This is a genomic window from Paenibacillus hexagrammi, from assembly GCF_021513275.1.
Lineage (GTDB): Bacteria > Bacillota > Bacilli > Paenibacillales > NBRC-103111 > Paenibacillus_E > Paenibacillus_E hexagrammi.
In genome coordinates this window covers 2,166,053-2,182,742 of record NZ_CP090978.1, presented here as the reverse complement: position 1 = coordinate 2,182,742, position 16,690 = coordinate 2,166,053, and the positions used below count along the sequence as shown (strand labels likewise).

18 protein-coding genes are annotated in these 16,690 nt (G+C 48.3%); all 18 read right to left on the bottom strand.

The features are described from left to right. Positions 1-50 precede the first annotated feature (50 nt). Positions 51-806, bottom strand: coding sequence for a tRNA (guanosine(37)-N1)-methyltransferase TrmD (trmD, locus tag L0M14_RS09550; protein WP_235121888.1), 756 nt, complete (start codon positions 804-806; stop codon positions 51-53). Beyond that, the gene (rimM, locus tag L0M14_RS09545; protein WP_235121887.1) at positions 803-1,318 is read right to left on the bottom strand and encodes a ribosome maturation factor RimM; all 516 of its coding nucleotides are present in this window, start codon (positions 1,316-1,318) and stop codon (positions 803-805) included. Before rimM ends, trmD begins: the two co-directional genes overlap by 4 nt. 76 nt (positions 1,319-1,394) lie before the next feature. Beyond that, on the bottom strand, positions 1,395-1,625 hold the full coding sequence (locus L0M14_RS09540; RefSeq protein WP_235121886.1) for a KH domain-containing protein: 231 nt from the start codon (positions 1,623-1,625) through the stop codon (positions 1,395-1,397). 23 nt (positions 1,626-1,648) lie between these two features. Next, on the bottom strand, positions 1,649-1,921 hold the full coding sequence (gene rpsP / locus L0M14_RS09535) for a 30S ribosomal protein S16 (protein ID WP_235121885.1): 273 nt from the start codon (positions 1,919-1,921) through the stop codon (positions 1,649-1,651). Positions 1,922-1,969: 48 nt separating this feature from the next. Then, positions 1,970-3,334: a signal recognition particle protein gene (gene ffh / locus L0M14_RS09530; RefSeq protein ID WP_235121884.1), complete on the bottom strand. Its 1,365-nt coding sequence runs from the start codon at positions 3,332-3,334 to the stop codon at positions 1,970-1,972. Positions 3,335-3,356: 22 nt separating this feature from the next. Next, the gene (locus tag L0M14_RS09525; protein ID WP_235122865.1) at positions 3,357-3,698 is read right to left on the bottom strand and encodes a putative DNA-binding protein; all 342 of its coding nucleotides are present in this window, start codon (positions 3,696-3,698) and stop codon (positions 3,357-3,359) included. Between the two features lie 249 nt (positions 3,699-3,947). Further along, positions 3,948-4,943 carry a signal recognition particle-docking protein FtsY gene (gene ftsY, locus L0M14_RS09520; RefSeq protein ID WP_235121883.1) on the bottom strand — a complete coding sequence of 332 codons (996 nt, stop codon included), beginning with the start codon at positions 4,941-4,943 and terminating at the stop codon, positions 3,948-3,950. A 38-nt stretch (positions 4,944-4,981) separates the two neighbouring features. Next, positions 4,982-8,554 carry a chromosome segregation protein SMC gene (smc, locus tag L0M14_RS09515; RefSeq protein WP_235121882.1) on the bottom strand — a complete coding sequence of 1,191 codons (3,573 nt, stop codon included), beginning with the start codon at positions 8,552-8,554 and terminating at the stop codon, positions 4,982-4,984. Between the two features lie 326 nt (positions 8,555-8,880). Further along, positions 8,881-9,582 (bottom strand): ribonuclease III, encoded by a 702-nt coding sequence (rnc, locus tag L0M14_RS09510; protein ID WP_235121881.1) that lies wholly within the window; start codon positions 9,580-9,582, stop codon positions 8,881-8,883. Between the two features lie 59 nt (positions 9,583-9,641). Further along, a complete protein-coding gene (gene fabF, locus L0M14_RS09505) occupies positions 9,642-10,877 on the bottom strand; it encodes a beta-ketoacyl-ACP synthase II (protein ID WP_235121880.1) in 1,236 nt (411 codons plus the stop codon). Positions 10,878-11,027: 150 nt separating this feature from the next. After that, a complete protein-coding gene (acpP, locus tag L0M14_RS09500; protein ID WP_235121879.1) occupies positions 11,028-11,261 on the bottom strand; it encodes an acyl carrier protein in 234 nt (77 codons plus the stop codon). Between the two features lie 95 nt (positions 11,262-11,356). After that, positions 11,357-12,097: a 3-oxoacyl-[acyl-carrier-protein] reductase gene (gene fabG, locus L0M14_RS09495; RefSeq protein WP_235121878.1), complete on the bottom strand. Its 741-nt coding sequence runs from the start codon at positions 12,095-12,097 to the stop codon at positions 11,357-11,359. A 39-nt stretch (positions 12,098-12,136) separates the two neighbouring features. Next, on the bottom strand, positions 12,137-13,075 hold the full coding sequence (fabD, locus tag L0M14_RS09490; RefSeq protein WP_235121877.1) for an ACP S-malonyltransferase: 939 nt from the start codon (positions 13,073-13,075) through the stop codon (positions 12,137-12,139). A gap of 90 nt (positions 13,076-13,165) precedes the next feature. Continuing rightward, positions 13,166-14,152: a beta-ketoacyl-ACP synthase III gene (locus L0M14_RS09485; protein WP_311198863.1), complete on the bottom strand. Its 987-nt coding sequence runs from the start codon at positions 14,150-14,152 to the stop codon at positions 13,166-13,168. Continuing rightward, positions 14,149-15,153, bottom strand: a complete 1,005-nt coding sequence (plsX, locus tag L0M14_RS09480; RefSeq protein WP_235121876.1) for a phosphate acyltransferase PlsX — start codon at positions 15,151-15,153, stop codon at positions 14,149-14,151. The genes L0M14_RS09485 and plsX overlap by 4 nt, the downstream gene beginning before the upstream one ends. 98 nt (positions 15,154-15,251) lie before the next feature. Further along, the gene (gene fapR, locus L0M14_RS09475) at positions 15,252-15,827 is read right to left on the bottom strand and encodes a transcription factor FapR (protein ID WP_235121875.1); all 576 of its coding nucleotides are present in this window, start codon (positions 15,825-15,827) and stop codon (positions 15,252-15,254) included. Between the two features lie 123 nt (positions 15,828-15,950). Beyond that, on the bottom strand, positions 15,951-16,124 hold the full coding sequence (gene rpmF / locus L0M14_RS09470; protein WP_235121874.1) for a 50S ribosomal protein L32: 174 nt from the start codon (positions 16,122-16,124) through the stop codon (positions 15,951-15,953). Positions 16,125-16,147: 23 nt separating this feature from the next. Then, complete coding sequence (locus L0M14_RS09465) at positions 16,148-16,657, bottom strand: YceD family protein (protein ID WP_235121873.1); 510 nt, start codon at positions 16,655-16,657, stop codon at positions 16,148-16,150. Positions 16,658-16,690 lie beyond the last annotated feature (33 nt).

Sequence of the window (16,690 nt, the reverse complement as noted above, 5' to 3'; positions counted from 1 at the left end):
ACCAATTTCGCAGCAAATAATCAAGCCGCAGGTGGAGAAAGCACTGATTTTCACTCCAGTCCTTCCCGCTTCCATTCGTCCAGCCAAGCCTTCTCTTCCTTCGTCAATTCTCTTCCTTCAAGCAAGTCCGGCCTACGCTGCCAAGTCCGCAGCAATGCTTGCTGTCTTCGCCAACGATTCACATTCTCATGATGGCCTGACAGCAAAATCTCGGGCACTTCCATATCTCTGAATTTGACCGGCCTCGTATAATGCGGATATTCAAGCAGCCCTGTGCTGAAGGAATCGGTTACCGCGGACATTTCATTACCAAGCACTCCTGGCAGAAGTCTTGTTACGCTATCTATTACGACCATTGCAGGCAGTTCTCCGCCTGTTAGTACATAGTCACCTACAGATATCTCGTCCGTCACCAAATACTCTCTAATACGTTCATCGTAACCTTCGTAGTGGCCACAAATAAAGACAAGATGCTTCTCCGAAGCAAGCTCCTCCGCCTTCTTCTGTGTATACGGCTCTCCTTGGGGGCACATCAGGATCACTCTCGGCTTCACAGGCTGCTCTGATTCACCTCCGATGACCGGAAGATCCTCAACCGCGGAAAAAATCGGCTCCGCCTTAAGCACCATACCCCCTCCCCCGCCGTAAGGGTAATCATCGACTGTATTGTGTTTATTATTCGCATAGTCGCGAAAATTGACCGTGTTGAAGGAAACGATCCCTTTATCGCGGGCTTTGCCTAAAATACTGGACGAAAAAACACCCTCGAACATTTCCGGAAATAAGGTCAATACGTCGATTCTCATTCCAGTAATCCTTCCATGAGGTGAATGCGAATCGTTTTCTCCGCTACATTTACGTCCAAAATCACATCATCTATAACAGGCAGCAGCAGCTCTTTGTTTTTAGGCAGGGACACAACCCAGACGTCATTTGCTCCAGGTGTCAGCACTTCTTTAATCTTTCCAAGCTCTTGTCCATCCTCCGTCACAACTTGGCAGCCGATAATTTCATGATAGTAATACTCGCCTTCTTCTAAAGGCTGTTGAAATTTCTCCTCCACTTTCAGAAGCGAGCCTTTGAATTTTTCGACTTCATTGATGTTTGCAAACTGCGCAAACTGCACAATGTACATGTTTTTATGTAAGCGGGACGAATGGATCGTCACCGGTGTTTGCTGATTTTGAGAATCTACGATCACCAGTTTGCTGCCCTTTTCAAATCTTTCAGGAAAATCCGTTTCCGGCACAATCTTCAATTCTCCGCGAATCCCGTGGGTATTCACTATTTTACCGACCGTATACAATTTTTCACTCATACTTGTTTCGTCAGACCTCCACAGTCATTTTGCGATACAAGAAAAAGGTTAGGAACGTAACTCCTAACCTTGTTTCTTATGATACAATTTCCACAGCTACACGCTTGGTTTCTTTCACAGCTGCTGAGGTGACAACCGTGCGAAGCGACTTCGCGATTTTGCCCTGCTTGCCGATGACCTTCCCGACATCGTCAGGATGAACGGACAGCTTGAACTCAATCTTATCATCTTTCTCCACACGCTCGACACGCACTTCTTCCGGATGATCAACAAGAGCCTTAGCAATAACAGTGATAAGTTCTTTCATGAACAACCCTCCGAAGCTACAGATTACTTCTGAAGTTTCAGCTCGTGAAACTTAGTCATCAGACCTGCTTTGCTGAACAGGCTGCGAACCGTATCGGAAGGCTGAGCTCCAGTTTGAAGCCATTTCAGCGCTTTCTCTTCATCAATATTCACAACCGCTGGTTGTGCTACTGGATTGTAGATACCGATTTCCTCGATAAAACGACCGTCACGAGGGGAACGGGAATCCGATACCACTACACGGTAAAAAGGAGCTTTGTGAGCACCCATACGTTTCAGACGAATACGTACTGCCATTTGAAAATTCACCTCCTACTTCAAATAATCATTTCCTTACTTTTTCTATTAGAACGGGAATTTAAAGCCTTTCCCTTTGCCTAACTTTTTCAAGTTCTTCGCACCTTTAGGCCCCATCATGCCGGAAAACTGCTTCATCATCTTGCGCATATCTTCAAATTGCTTGATGAAACGGTTAACCTCCTGAACAGAGTTACCGCTTCCGATTGCAATCCGCTTGCGGCGGCTTGCGTTCAGCAGCTCAGGCTTCACTTTCTCTTCTTTGGTCATCGACTTCACGATTGCCTCAATGCGGCCCATCTGTTTGTCATCGACCTTCATATCTTTCATGCCTTTAATTTTGTTGGCGCCCGGAAGCATTTCGAGGATTTGATCTAACGGACCTAGCTTTTTAACCTGCTCCATTTGATCCAAGAAATCATCAAAGGTGAATTCGGCATTGCGCATTTTGCGCTCCATCTCTTTCGCCTTATCCATATCGATTCCTGCTTGCGCCTTCTCAATGAGCGTCAGCATGTCACCCATGCCGAGAATCCGAGATGCCATCCGGTCTGGGAAGAACGGCTCCAGTGCATCCATCTTCTCACCCATTGCTGCAAACTTGATCGGGCAGCCTGTGACGGCTTTAACCGATAATGCCGCACCGCCGCGGGTATCGCCATCAAGCTTAGTCAGCACAACACCCGTCAGTTCGAGCTGTTTGTGGAAGCTCTCGGCTACATTGACGGCATCTTGTCCTGTCATTGCATCGACAACCAGCAGAATTTCATCCGGCTTGACGGCTTCCCTTACGTTCTTCAGCTCGTCCATCAGGTTTTCATCGATATGTAAGCGTCCTGCGGTATCGATAATGACGTAATCATTGCCGTTGTCCTTCGCATGCTGCAATCCGGATTTCGCAATCTCAACGGGATTGACTTTATCCCCCATTGCAAAAACTGGAACCTTCAACTGCTCACCGAGCACTTGAAGCTGTTTAATAGCAGCTGGCCGGTAAATATCACACGCGACAAGGAGCGGACGATGATTTTGCTTCTGCAGCATCTTCGCCAGCTTACCGGAAGAGGTCGTCTTACCTGCACCCTGTAAACCAGCCATCATGATTACCGTTGGCGGACGGTTGGAACGAGCTAGCTTACTCTGAGTTCCGCCCATAAGAGCTGTAAGCTCTTTATTTACGATATCGATGACAACCATGCCTGGCGTGAAGGATTTCATCACTTCCTGACCGATTGCCTGCTCCTTCACTTTCGCGATGAAGTCTTTTACTACTTTAAAGTTAACGTCTGCTTCCAGCAGCGCCAACCGAACCTCGCGAAGCGCTTCGCCTACATCTTCTTCCGATAGCTTACCTTTGCTTCTCAGCTTGCCAAATACGTTCTGCAATCGGCTCGCCAATCCTTCAAATGCCATGCGCTTCACCTCCTGCCTCTATTCAATCCATCCCAATCATTGTATCAAATATCAAGCTGGTTTTCCTCTTTAGCTCAGGCTCACAATCGCAAGTATCAAGCACCTGCATCAATTCACCGCGAAGCTTCATTCTCTGTTCATGCTTGTCCAGAAGCTTCAGCTTATCTTCGTAATCGCCAAGCGTCTGCTCCGCTCGTTTAATATGTTCATAGACCGCCTGCCGGCTGATCTCGAAATTCTCTGCGATCTCGCCAAGCGAGTAATCATCGTGAAAATAAAGCTTGAGAAACGTTCGCTGCTTCTCTGTCAGCAGGGGCTCATAAAAATCAAACAGCAGATTAATTCTGTTCGTTTTCTCCAGCATTTGATCAACAGGCACCTTCAGCCACCTCCGTAAAGGTTCTACACTTGACAGTGAAACAACAGAACTTATCATACTCAATTACGGAATCAATGTCAAGCATTTTACCTTGTCAGAAAAAATAGCTTTAAAAAAATCCTCCGCAAGTCATTTACGACTTACGAAGGATGTATTCGCCTAACATTCTTGGCTGATGCTGCAGCTGTACTGTCGATCATTAATATCCCGCAATTGCTCAAGGGGGTCTTCGACTTATTGCTCTGCCTCTTCATTGGATTCGTTAATCCATTTACCGAACAAGGCGTGCACAAATTGCTCCGAATCAAACGGCTGCAAATCGTCCATTTTCTCACCTAAGCCCACAAATTTCACAGGTAGTGACAGTTCCTGTCGGATTGCTACAACGATGCCGCCTTTGGCTGTACCGTCCAATTTGGAAAGCACAAGACCTGTTAGACCAGTCTTATCGCCAAACAGCTTGGCCTGGCTCAATGCATTTTGTCCTGTCGTAGCGTCCAGCACCAAGATGACCTCATGAGGAGCATCGGGAACTTCACGCTGAATAACCCGATAAATTTTGTTCAACTCTTCCATGAGATTAACTTTATTCTGCAAACGTCCCGCTGTATCGCACAGTAAAATGTCAACACCTCGGGTTTTGGCAGCTTGCACCGCATCAAACATAACCGCAGCAGGATCCGCGCCTGATTGCTGCTTGATGACATCAACACCGACTCGTTCTCCCCAAGTCTCCAGCTGCTCGATCGCTCCGGCACGGAACGTGTCTCCTGCGGCCATCAATACCTTTTTCCCTTGGGATTTGAACATATGCGCCATCTTGCCGATTGTCGTAGTCTTGCCAACGCCATTCACACCGACAAACAGGATAACGGAAAGTCCGTTCGGATTGAGGTTTAAGCTTGTGCCCTCATCACCTTTTAACAGCCCGATAAGCTTCTCAGATAGGATAGGTTGAAGTTCGCTGGGATCTTCAATTTTACGTTTTTTGACCTCCGCGCGCAGTTGATCGATCAAATTCAGCACGGTGTTTACGCCGACATCGGCGCCAATCAAGATTTCTTCTAGCTCTTCATAAAATTCTTCATCGATTTTCTTTCTGCGGCTGAACAGATCATCTACACGTTCTACGAATACATCTCTTGTTTTGGATAAGCCTTCTTTAAACTTATTGGTGACCGATTCAGCTTTGCTTGAAATGCTTTCCTTTAACCGTTTAAAAAAACTCATTCTTCCACCAAACTCCCTGTCATTCTATCTATACATCATTACGCGGAAAATGCGGCTTCCTCGTCTTCCAATCGGACTGACACCAGCTTGGATACGCCGCCCTCCTGCATCGTTACACCATATAGCACGTCTGCTTCTTCCATTGTTCCTTTTCGGTGAGTAACAACAATAAACTGCGTCATTTCCGAAAATTCACGCAGATACTCCGCGAAACGGGAAACGTTGGCCTCATCAAGCGCGGCTTCCACCTCATCGAGCACACAAAACGGCACAGGCTTGACCCGAATAATGGAAAATAGCAATGCAATTGCAGTCAAAGCCCGCTCTCCGCCGGATAGGAGCTGAAGGTTCTGCAGCTTCTTTCCCGGTGGCTGTGCGACAATTTCGATCCCGGTATCTAGAAGATTGTCCGGCTCCGATAAGATAAGATCGGCTCGACCTCCACCAAACAGCTTAGCAAATACGATTACAAAATGCGAGCGAATCGCGTCGAATGTCGTCTTAAAGCGCTTGGACATTTCTTGATCCATCTCGTGGATGACCTGGTAAAGGGTTGTTTTCGCCTCAATCAAGTCATTCTTTTGTGAATCCAAAAATTCAAAGCGTTCCGATACACGCGCATACTCTTCGATTGCCCCAAGATTCACGTCACCCAGAGAAGCAATCTCACGCTTCAGCTCACGTACCCTGCTTTGTGTACCGGGAACATCTTCAGGCACTGGATATCGTTCCTTGGCCAGCTCGTAGCTAAGCTCGTACTCCTCGGCAAGCTTTCTGAGCAAATTATCGAGCTCCACATCCAAGCGCGTTACCCTTACTTCCGTCTGATGCAGATCATCTTCAACCTGTTTCAATTGTTGACGCTGAACACGGGTTTCATTCTCTTCTTGTTCGAGCTTTTGAATCCATTCGGTTCGTTCTGCGCGTTTGAAGTCAATTTGCTCCGCACACTGCTGCTTCTTAAGCTTCAAATCATTTAACTGCTCGATCTGAAGAACTGTCTCCTGATCCAAAGCGGCGATATCTGCTTCCAGCTGTTCCAACAGCTGACGATTCGTCGTCATCTCCTGGATACCCTCGGTCAAATCCTGCTGCAGACGCCTCTGCTGGTCTTGGAGCGATTGCTTCTCTTGTGACGTTGATGCAACCCTCACCTTCAAATCTGTGAGCTGCGATTGAAGCTCTTCCTTCTGCGATTCGTTCGCTTTACGTGAAATTTCGGCCTCACGAATGGCCTGCTGCAGCGAAGCTTCTTCTTCTTGAAGCTGAGATAACAGCTGCTCCGCCTCCAGCTTCTTTTTGCCAAAATCAGACTGCTCCTGCAGCAGTGAGCTTCTATCCTGAGTATCTAAGGAAAGCTGCTCCTCTACTGTGCGGGTCTCCGCTTCCAATGGGTTCAGCTCGGCTCGGATCTGCTGCTCCGTAATGCGCTGCTGCTCTCCTTCATGACGAAGCTGCTCGATTTTCATCATATCTTCGGTTATTTCTCGCTTCATCAGGCTTGTTTTCTCACGAAGACCTGTCAATTGGCTTTGCGACGACTTGATTTCGTCATCCAGCTCCTCAATCTGCCGCTGCCTACCGAGCAAACTGGTCGTCTTTTTCTGCAAGCTACCTCCTGTCATGGAACCGCCTGGATTGACGATGTCTCCTTCGAGGGTAACGACACGATAACGGTACTGGCCTTTAGCGGCAATATGGTTGGCTTCTTCGAGTGTTTGGGCAATAATCACATTCCCCAACAGGCTTGAAAAAATATTGCGATACGTTGAATCGTATTCAACTAGATCCGCAGCGACCCCGACAAACCCTTTAGCTGATTTTAAAGCATTGGCTTCGTGTTCTGGAATAGAACGGCTGCGAATGACGTTCATTGGCAGGAAGGTCGCTCGTCCCATTTGACGGCGCTTCAGAAAGGCAATGGCTTCCCGTCCGTCCGCTTCGGTTTCGACGACGATATTTTGCAGTGCTGCGCCAAGTGCTGTTTCGATCGCGATCTCAATGTAAGCTGGCACTTTAACCAGTTCCGCAACCGCTCCCCGAATGCCTCGCAAATCTTTACGGTTTTTAGCTTTGAGCACTTCTTTAACGCCCTGCATAAAGCCGTCGTAATCACTGGCCATCTCTTTCATCGTATCGCGCCTGGAAGTGAGCGCATCCAGCTTCTGCTCCCATTTACGTACCGTGCTCTGCGCTTCATCTAGCAGGTTTTGTTTGCTCTTCAAATGGGTTGTGAGTTCTGCATATCGTACCCGAACTTCTTCAATCTCCTTAACAATAGCCGTCAGCCTGTCGGACAGATCCTGCTTACGCAGCATAATTTTGTCACGCTGGTCCGCCCATTTGTTTCTCTCTTCATCAAGCCTGTCCAGCCTCCGACTCAAGCTTTCCATTTGCTGCTCAGCATAACGGATTTCATTCCTTGCCTGAGCCATCTTGTTTAACGTCTCAAGGAGCTCGCCTTTGAGTTGATCCTCTGGCGCTGAGCTGATCCCACCGTTAACGCCAAGGAGACGCTCTTCTTCGGCCGCCAATTTGGCTTGAAATTCGAACAGCTGCGCTCCGATTGCAATAATCTTTTCCCGCTGACTCGCCAATTCCGCTTCTTTATCAGCTTTACGCTGCTCTTGCATGGCAATCGTGGTCAAAAGCTGCGTACGGTTAGCAGCAAAGTTCCGGCTTCGTTCCTTTAAAACTTCACCTTGTCCTTCACATTTCTCAAATTCTTCACTGATGACCAGCAAGCTCTCCTGCAGCTTCTCGAGCTCTTCTTCCAGCCTACGAGTCTCCCAACGATGCTTCTCCAAATGTGCATCATGCTGGTTGACTATGGTTGCGAGCTCTGTCTGCTGCTGCTGAAGCTGTTTCAGCTTCATGCTGGCTTCGTTCCATGACAAATAGATTTGGTCAATCTGATGCACATACATCGAGATCTCGCTGCTTTTGAGTATTTCCCGCAATTCCTTATAGCGAATCGCTTTCTCTGCTTGCTCGCGGAGCGGCTCCACCTGATCCTCAAGCTCCATGACCAAGTCATGAATCCGCAGCAAATTTTGCTCGGTATCGTTTAACTTCTTTTCCGCTTCACGCTTACGCGATTTATACTTGACGATCCCCGAAGCTTCCTCAAATATGCCGCGGCGATCTTCTGATTTTGTACTCAATATTTCCTCAATACGTCCTTGTCCAATAATGGAATACGCTTCTTTACCAATCCCTGTATCCATGAACAGTTCCGTTATATCCTTCAACCGGCACGGCTGCTTATTAATTAAGTACTCGCTTTCACCGCTGCGGTGCACTCTTCTTGTCACCGTTACCTCATGAAAATCAAGCGGAAGCGATTGAGAGCTGTTGTCAAGTGTTAACGACACTTCCCCATAATTCACCGCTCGTCTAGTGTCACTGCCTGCAAAGATGACATCCTCCATCTTGCCACCGCGCAGCGACTTTGCACTTTGCTCCCCGAGTACCCACCTAATGCCGTCGGAGATATTGCTTTTCCCGCTGCCATTAGGACCCACGACAGCCGTAATTCCGCGCACGAACTCAAGCTCGGTTCGATCAGCGAATGATTTAAATCCGGATAGCTCGATCCGTTTCAAAAACATGGTCTCACCTCATGCTTATTGTACCATAACCCTGCTCACCGAGAAGCTAAATTCTTAGAGAATTCCTGCAAAAAGCATCAGATAACACTCAACATGAAAAAACATAACGTTAGGCTATGGCTTTGACGCTAATGCTGGTGCTTCATAGGTGCATACTGGAGCCTATTAATTCCATGTACATGCAAGGATAAACGACTTCGTCGTCCTTATAGGGCAACCTCGTTGTCAAGGTTGATGCGAAGCCAAAGAAAAGTATATAACTTATACCTTCTTAGCGACAAATAAAAGGCGGCCGCGGCCGCCTTTCCTGCAAGATCCTTATTCTCTTAACGCTCTACAGGAACATTCAGCTTCGACAACGCTCCAGATGCCGCTTGCTGCTCCGCTTCTTTCTTAGAGCGGCCTGCCCCGATACCGAGCAATTCCGAGTCCATATACACTTCGGCAACGAATTCCCGCTCATGCGCCGGTCCCCGTTCATCAACAATCCGGTATTCCAGAATACCTAGATTGTGATGCTGCGTGTACTCTTGAAGCTGAGTCTTGTAATCAATCACAAGCAGCTTGCCTTCACTGGAAATTTTGGGGAAGACATGCTTCTTCAAAAAAGCTTTCACGCTATCGAGCCCTTGATCCAAGTAGAGAGCTCCGATGAACGATTCAAATACGTCTGCTAATAGAGCCGGACGTGAACGTCCACCGGTGAGTTCCTCGCCTTTACCGAGATAAACGAAGGCGCCAAAGTCCAGACTTTCGGCAAAGGTGACAAGCGAAGGCTCGCAGACAATAGAGGCTCTAAGCTTCGTCAATTCCCCTTCCGATCTTCCGGGATATGTATCATATAAAAATTCCGAAACGGTTAACTCCAGAACGGCATCCCCTAGAAACTCCAAGCGCTCATTGTCCTTGTGTCCGGCGATCCGGTGCTCATTAACGTACGAAGAATGCGTGAAAGCCTGCCTCAGCAGCTCCGATCTCCGAAACGTGATGCCGATTCGATTTTGCAGTTCTTTAACATCTCGGTTCATTGCTTTGTCACCGCCCAGAGAGATTCATATTTCCTTATCTTTCTTCGCAGGAAGGCAATTTATGCTTCAAATCTCTTGAGAACGATCGTAGCATTGTGGCCTCCGAAGCCAAACGAGTTGGACATTGCAATGTCAACCTTCGCTTCTCTAGCTACGTTAGGCACATAATCCAGATCACATTCAGGATCCTGATTGACCAGATTGATCGTTGGAGCAATGAGATTGTTGGAGATTGTTAGCCCACAAATAACCGCTTCAACTCCGCCCGCTGCTCCGAGCAAATGCCCTGTCATCGACTTGGTTGAACTAACCGCGACTTTATATGCATGCTCTCCAAGCGTTTTCTTAATTGCCGTTGTTTCTGATCTGTCGCCTACCGGTGTTGATGTTCCATGCGCGTTGATGTAAGCGATATCTGTTGGCGCAATATCGGCGTCCTTAATAGCTTTCGCCATGCAGCGAGCTGCTCCGTCCGGATCCGGATCCGTCATATGATAAGCGTCTCCGCTCATGCCGTAACCGATAACCTCTGCATAAATGCGCGCTCCGCGCTTTTGTGCATGCTCCAAAGACTCAAGAATAAGCACACCTGCTCCTTCTCCCATGACAAAGCCGTCACGATCTACATCGAACGGGCGACTAGCAAGATGAGGCTCTTCATTGCGTGTAGACATGGCGCGAAGCGCACAAAATCCCGCAACACCGATTGGCGTGATCGTTGCTTCGGCGCCTCCGCAGATCATTACATCCGCATCGCCGCGTTGAATCATCTTGAAAGAATCACCGATGGAATGCGTTCCTGTAGCACAAGCTGTAACTGCTGTGCTATTAGGTCCTTTGGCGCCTGTGATCATGGAAATCTGTCCGGAAGCCATGTTCGCAATCATCATGGGGATGAAGAACGGACTAACTCGTTTTGGCCCCTTTTCAAGCAAAGTCCGGTGCTGCTCTTCCCATGTATTCAAGCCGCCGATACCTGAACCGACGGATACGCCAACACGTTCAGGATCTGTATCTTCCTTGACATTCAGATTCGCGTCTTTCAAAGCGTTAAGTGAGCCTGCAACGGCGAACTGTACGAATCTATCCATGCGTCGAGCTTCTTTACGATCAACGTACTGCTCGATATCAAAATCTTTTATTTCTGCTGCGATCCGTGTCGGATATTCGCTAACATCGAAATTCTCGATCATACCGACTCCAGATTTACCGCTAGTCAGGTTCTTCCAGAATGTATCCAGATCTTGTCCAAGGGCTGTGACAACGCCCATACCAGTAATAACTACTCTATTCATCTGTACCACCTCTATATGAGATAAACCTCTTCTCAAGTTTCTCAACATGAGCTGCCTGGCAAGAGGAAACATGTATATTGGATATTTTATGTAACTTTCAGGAATGGAGAGAAGTCCCGTCTTGATGAGAGAACGGGACTTGTAAGACTTTTACGTATGAGATTTTATGTAATTCACAACTTCTCCTACAGTAGTAATCTTCTCAGCATCTTCGTCGGAAATTTCCAAATCGAATTCATCTTCTAATTCCATTACCAATTCTACTACATCGAGAGAATCAGCACCTAAATCTTCTTTGAAAGATGCTTCGAGGGTGACTTCAGCTTCATCTACCCCTAGACGATCGACCACAATTCGTTTCACACGATCCAATACGTCGGACATCCGGTTCACCTCCTCCTTGGTATTATACGAGAAACTTGTACAGATTGCCAATAGACAATTTTTAGTTCCCGTGAAGCCCTTTTTCCAGGTTTGACTTACATGTACATGCCGCCGTCCACATGAAGTGTCTGGCCTGTCATGTACGAAGAATCGTCAGAAGCAAGGAATCGGACGACTTTGGCGATTTCTTCAGGCTGACCGAGCCTCTGGAGCGGAATCTGCCCCAGCATTTGCCCGCGCAGCTCTTCGGACAGCTTGTCCGTCATATCGGTTTCAATAAAGCCCGGAGCCACTGCATTCACAGTAATTCCACGTGAAGATAATTCTTTCGCCGTCGCTTTGGTTAGGCCGATCACTCCTGCTTTAGCCGCCACATAGTTAGCTTGACCGGGATTACCGATCACGCCAACTACGGAAGATATGTTAATGATTCGACCGGAACGCTGCTTCATCATCGGACGAGTAACTGCCTTCACGCAGTTAAACACACCCTTTAGATTCGTAGCAATCACTTGATCAAATTCGTCTTCCTTCATTCGCATGATTAAATTGTCTCTCGTAATTCCGGCATTATTCACCAGAATATCAATTTTACCGAAAGCTTCCAGCGTCAGCTTGACTAGCTCTTCAGCTTCCTGACTGCTGCTCACATCTGCGCGAAGCTTAACGGCTTTACGGCCCATCGCCTCGATCTGCTCCACGACTTCTTGCGCAGCTCGCTCGCTCCCCGCATAATTCACGGCCACATCGGCTCCCGATTCGGCCAAATGCAAAGCAATCGCACGTCCGATGCCTCTGGACGCGCCTGTTACCAGTGCTACTTTACCTGACAGCATGAATATCGCTGACCTCCTTATTATATAGAAAGAAGTTGTTTACGCATGAGCTTCCTGCAAGAATTTCTCCAACGCATCCAGGCTGCCCAGCGATACGGCTTTCACGCTGCGGTCCACTTTTTTGATCAGACCTGCAAGCACGGTCCCCGAGCCAAGCTCAATGAATGTATCCACGCCTTGCGCGATCAAGTAGGTAATCGTATCTTCCCATAATACCGGGGAATATACTTGCTCCACAAGCAGGCGGCGAATGTCGTCAGGCTGCGTTACCGGCTGAGCGGTCACATTGGCTACGACAGGCATCGAAGCTTCACTCATGTTTAGTCCAGCGAGCACATCTGCCAAGCGCTCGGATGCGGGCTTCATCAGCGAAGAATGGAAAGGCCCGCTCACTTCGAGCGGAATGACGCGCTTCGCGCCGATCTCCTTGCCGCGCTCTGCGACCGCGGCAACGCCTTCCTTACTGCCTGAGACGACAATCTGTCCCGGGCAGTTCACATTGGCGAGCTCCACGACGGAGCCGCCTGCCGTGATGGCCGAGCAAAGCTCCGCCAGCGCTTCGCGCTCGGCTCCGAGCACGGCCGCCATTGCGCCCAGGCCGCCAGGGACGGCCTGTTCCATGAACTCGCCGCGGGCCCGCACGGTGCGGACCGCGTCCTCGAACTCAAGCACGCCCGCTGCGACGAGCGCGCTGTATTCGCCCAGACTATGTCCGGCGACATAGTCGGGCGTAATGCCCGCAGCCTTGAACGCTTCCAGACAAGCAATGCTTGTTGTCAGCAGCGCAGGCTGCGTGTGGTAAGTGATTTTCAGCTCCTGCTCCGGACCTTGAAAGATCAGATCTGAAAGCTTGAAGCCGAGCGCTTCATCCGCGCGGTCAAAGTAAGCTTTTGCCGCAGGATGCTGCTGATATAAGTCTTGTCCCATTCCTACGGACTGGGAGCCTTGTCCTGGAAAAACAAATGCTATTTTCCCCATGGGTAAAGATTCCTCGCTCTCGTTCATCGTTATTGAATGGATCGAATGCTATCATTATCGTTAACGTTCTTTAAACTGCCGTTAGTATTCCTACCAAACCATCGCAGAAGCGCCCCAAGTGAGACCGCCTCCGAAGCCGACCAACACCAACCGGTCACCTTCCTTGACTCTGCCTTGCTCCACAGCCTCAGCGAGAGCCACCGGGATCGATGCCGCCGACATGTTGCCATACTTGTCCAAGTTAATCATACATTTATCATCGCTAAGCTCCAAACGATTCAGAGAAGCTTGAATGATTCGCATATTGGCTTGATGCGGGACGAGAACATCAATCTCGCCTTTGTTCCAGCCTGCTTTGCGAAGAGCTTCCTCCGCTGCATTCCCCATAATTCTAACTGCGAATTTAAAGACCTCGGAGCCGGCCATGTAGATGAAATGACGACGCTCATCAATGGATTGCTGTGTAGCAGGACGTCTGGAACCGCCCCCCTCAATCTTCAGCAGTTCGCCCCCGGAACCATCCGCTCCAAGCTCAAATGATTTAAAGCCTCTGCCTTCCGGCACCTCGCCAATCACGACGGCACCTGCTCCATCTCCAAACAAGATGCAAGTGTTACGATCTGTGTAATCCGTAATTCTGGACAGCGTGTCAGCACCGATCACGAGCGCATATTTATACATACCAGTTGCAATGAAATTCGATGCATTAGCGAGACCATATATAAACCCAGAACAAGCTGCCGATAAGTCATATGCCGCCGCTTTCTTAGCTCCTAGCTTGTCCTGCAGCAAGCAAGCTGTTGAAGGGAAAGCCATATCCGGTGTGATCGTGGCCACGATGATCAGATCCAGCTGTTCTGCGGATATACCCGCCTTCTCCAGCGCAATGATTGCGGACTCATAAGCTAGGTCTGAAGTCGCTTGTCCCTCATGGGCAATTCTGCGCTCACGGATCCCCGTTCTGGTAACGATCCACTCATCATTCGTTTCCACCATGGTTTCCAGCTCTTGATTCGTTAGTACGCGTTCAGGCACATATTTGCCTGATCCCAAAACGCCAACCGGTATTAGTTTCATATCGTTTCTCTCACTTCCCGAGACTGAATTTCCGTTGAGATTGCGCTGACCAGATTGTTTTGCAAAGCAATTTTAGCCTGTCTTACTGCATTTTTAATCGCGTTGGCATCTGAAGAGCCGTGGCACTTCAGAACCAATCCTTGTACACCCAAGAGCGGTGCTGCTCCGTGCTCCGTATAATCGAATTTTTTTCTAAATTTAAGTATGCCAGGCTTTAGAATCGCTGCTGCTAGCTTGGAGTACCAGGTTCTAGTGAACTCCGTCTTCAATACTGAGAAAAATACGGAAGCAGCTCCTTCCAACGATTTAAGCATAATATTCCCTGCGAAGCCGTCACATACCAGTACATCACAATCTGCACGCAGCGCATCTCGTGATTCCACATTTCCGATAAAATGAATAGGAGCCTGTTCCATTAATGGATATGCCGCTTTTGTCAATTCATTCCCTTTCATGGCTTCCGTACCGACATTCAGCAGTCCAACGCGCGGCCGGTCAATACCATGAACTTTGTTACGATAGACACTCCCCATAACCGCATACTGAGACAGCTGTTCCGCAGTTGCATCCATGTTAGCCCCTAAGTCGAGTGCCAGAAGTCCATTCCCGTTCACAGTGGGAATCATTGGAGCAAGCGCAGGTCGCTCGATCCCCGGTATTCTGCCGATCACGAGCAGGCCTGTTGTCATTAATGCTCCTGTATTCCCCGCCGAAATCATCGCATCGGCTTCCTTCTCACGCACCATACGGCCCGCGACGACCATGGAAGAGTCCTTCTTGCGACGTACAGCCTTAACCGGCTCATCGTCCGCTTCAATGATTTCCTCCGTATGACGAACCGTTAGATTCGCCGGTTTATCCGTCATATATTTCTCTATTTCAGCGGCATTGCCGACTAGAACAACCTCAATTTCGTTCCACTCTCTTGCCGCGGCAAGTGCGCCTTCAACTATGTCCTTGGGAGCATGATCCCCGCCCATGGCGTCAATCGCTATCCGCATGCAAACTGTCCTCCCTCTTAAGCTGCTTATCGGATTTTCGCTTCCGCAGGAGTGATTCTCCTACAGCATTTGCTTCGCTCGACGGTGTTCATTCTTGCTTAGTGCTGTTCTTTCTTAGAATGAAAGATGACAAAATTCCCTCGAAACACCGCTTCGTCCCCCACATAAGTAAACACCTCGACTCTAGCTTTCCCTTTGGAGATGGAGCGGACGTACGCCTTAGAAATACATTTTTCTCCAAGTTTGACCGGTCGAATGAACCTGATGTCCGCTGATGCTGTCAATGCAATCGGATCATTAATGACTGCAACGGCCAAGGAGTTGGCTTGGGAAAAAATGTGATGTCCCCTAGCGATTTTTGTCCTCGAAAAAATATGTTCATCCTTGATTTCAAATATAGAAATACCGCTCTGGTCAAGTTGGATATCAATTACTTCGCCAATAACTTCCTCCAAATCCAAAGAACGAACTTGATCGTAAGTTTTGACGGCCATATGTTTCATTCGCTCCCGAAGCTCGGGAATCCCCAGCTCCAATCGATCCAGTCGAACCGTTTGAATGCTGACTTGAAACCTTCTCATCAGCTCTTCATCGGTCATGAAGGGATTGGCTTCAATCTCCTGCAGCAGCAGCTGCTGCCTTTGCCGTTTTGGAAGGCGTTCGATGGCGTCCACCGCCTTTTATCTTGTGAGATGCTCTTATTACCAGATACTAAATTGTAGTATATTAAATTTACAAGGAAAAAGAAAGCAAAAAAAATAGCACCTCACACTAGGATGAAGTACTATATCGACTTACTATGCTTTTACGATCTCTCTTCCTTTGTAAGAACCACAAGTTTTGCAAACGCGGTGCGCCAGCTTGAGCTCTCCACATTGGTCGCATTTTACCATACCTGGAACTTCCAGTTTAAAGTGAGTACGGCGCTTGTCGCGACGAGTTTTGGACGTTCTTCTTTGAGGTACTGCCATATTCCCACCTCCTTAAGCAAATTTCATTCATTTTTGTTAAAAAAGTCCGCGAGTCCTGCAAGTCGAGGGTCAATCTTCTCTACCTTGCAGCCGCAATCATGCTGATTGCGGTTTCCTCCGCACACCGGACAGAGACCTTTACAAGCTTCATCACAAAGTGGTATGTATGGTAAACCCACCACTACATTTTCTGCCACGTAAGGCTCCAAATCGATTTTATCTTCAGTAACCAGATGAACATCCTCGTCTTCCTCGGCATCTTCATCCAGCTTCTGCGTGAAAACTTCCTTGAAGGGAAGCTCGATTGTTTGCTTGACGTGCGATAAGCATCGTGAACAGCTTAACTCCAAATCCAACGTTAACTTTCCGCTAACTTTAGCCGCTCCACCTTCATGCACCGCATGAAGATCGACATGTACGGGACTATAACGAAGGATGTCTTGTCTACCTTGAAAAACGGCAGGAACATTCATGTCTTCCGTCAAGTGAACCGGTTGTCCTTTTAGAGCAAGATCTTTCAAGTGAATCAGCATGATTATCACCCCAAACAAACAAAGATTATTATA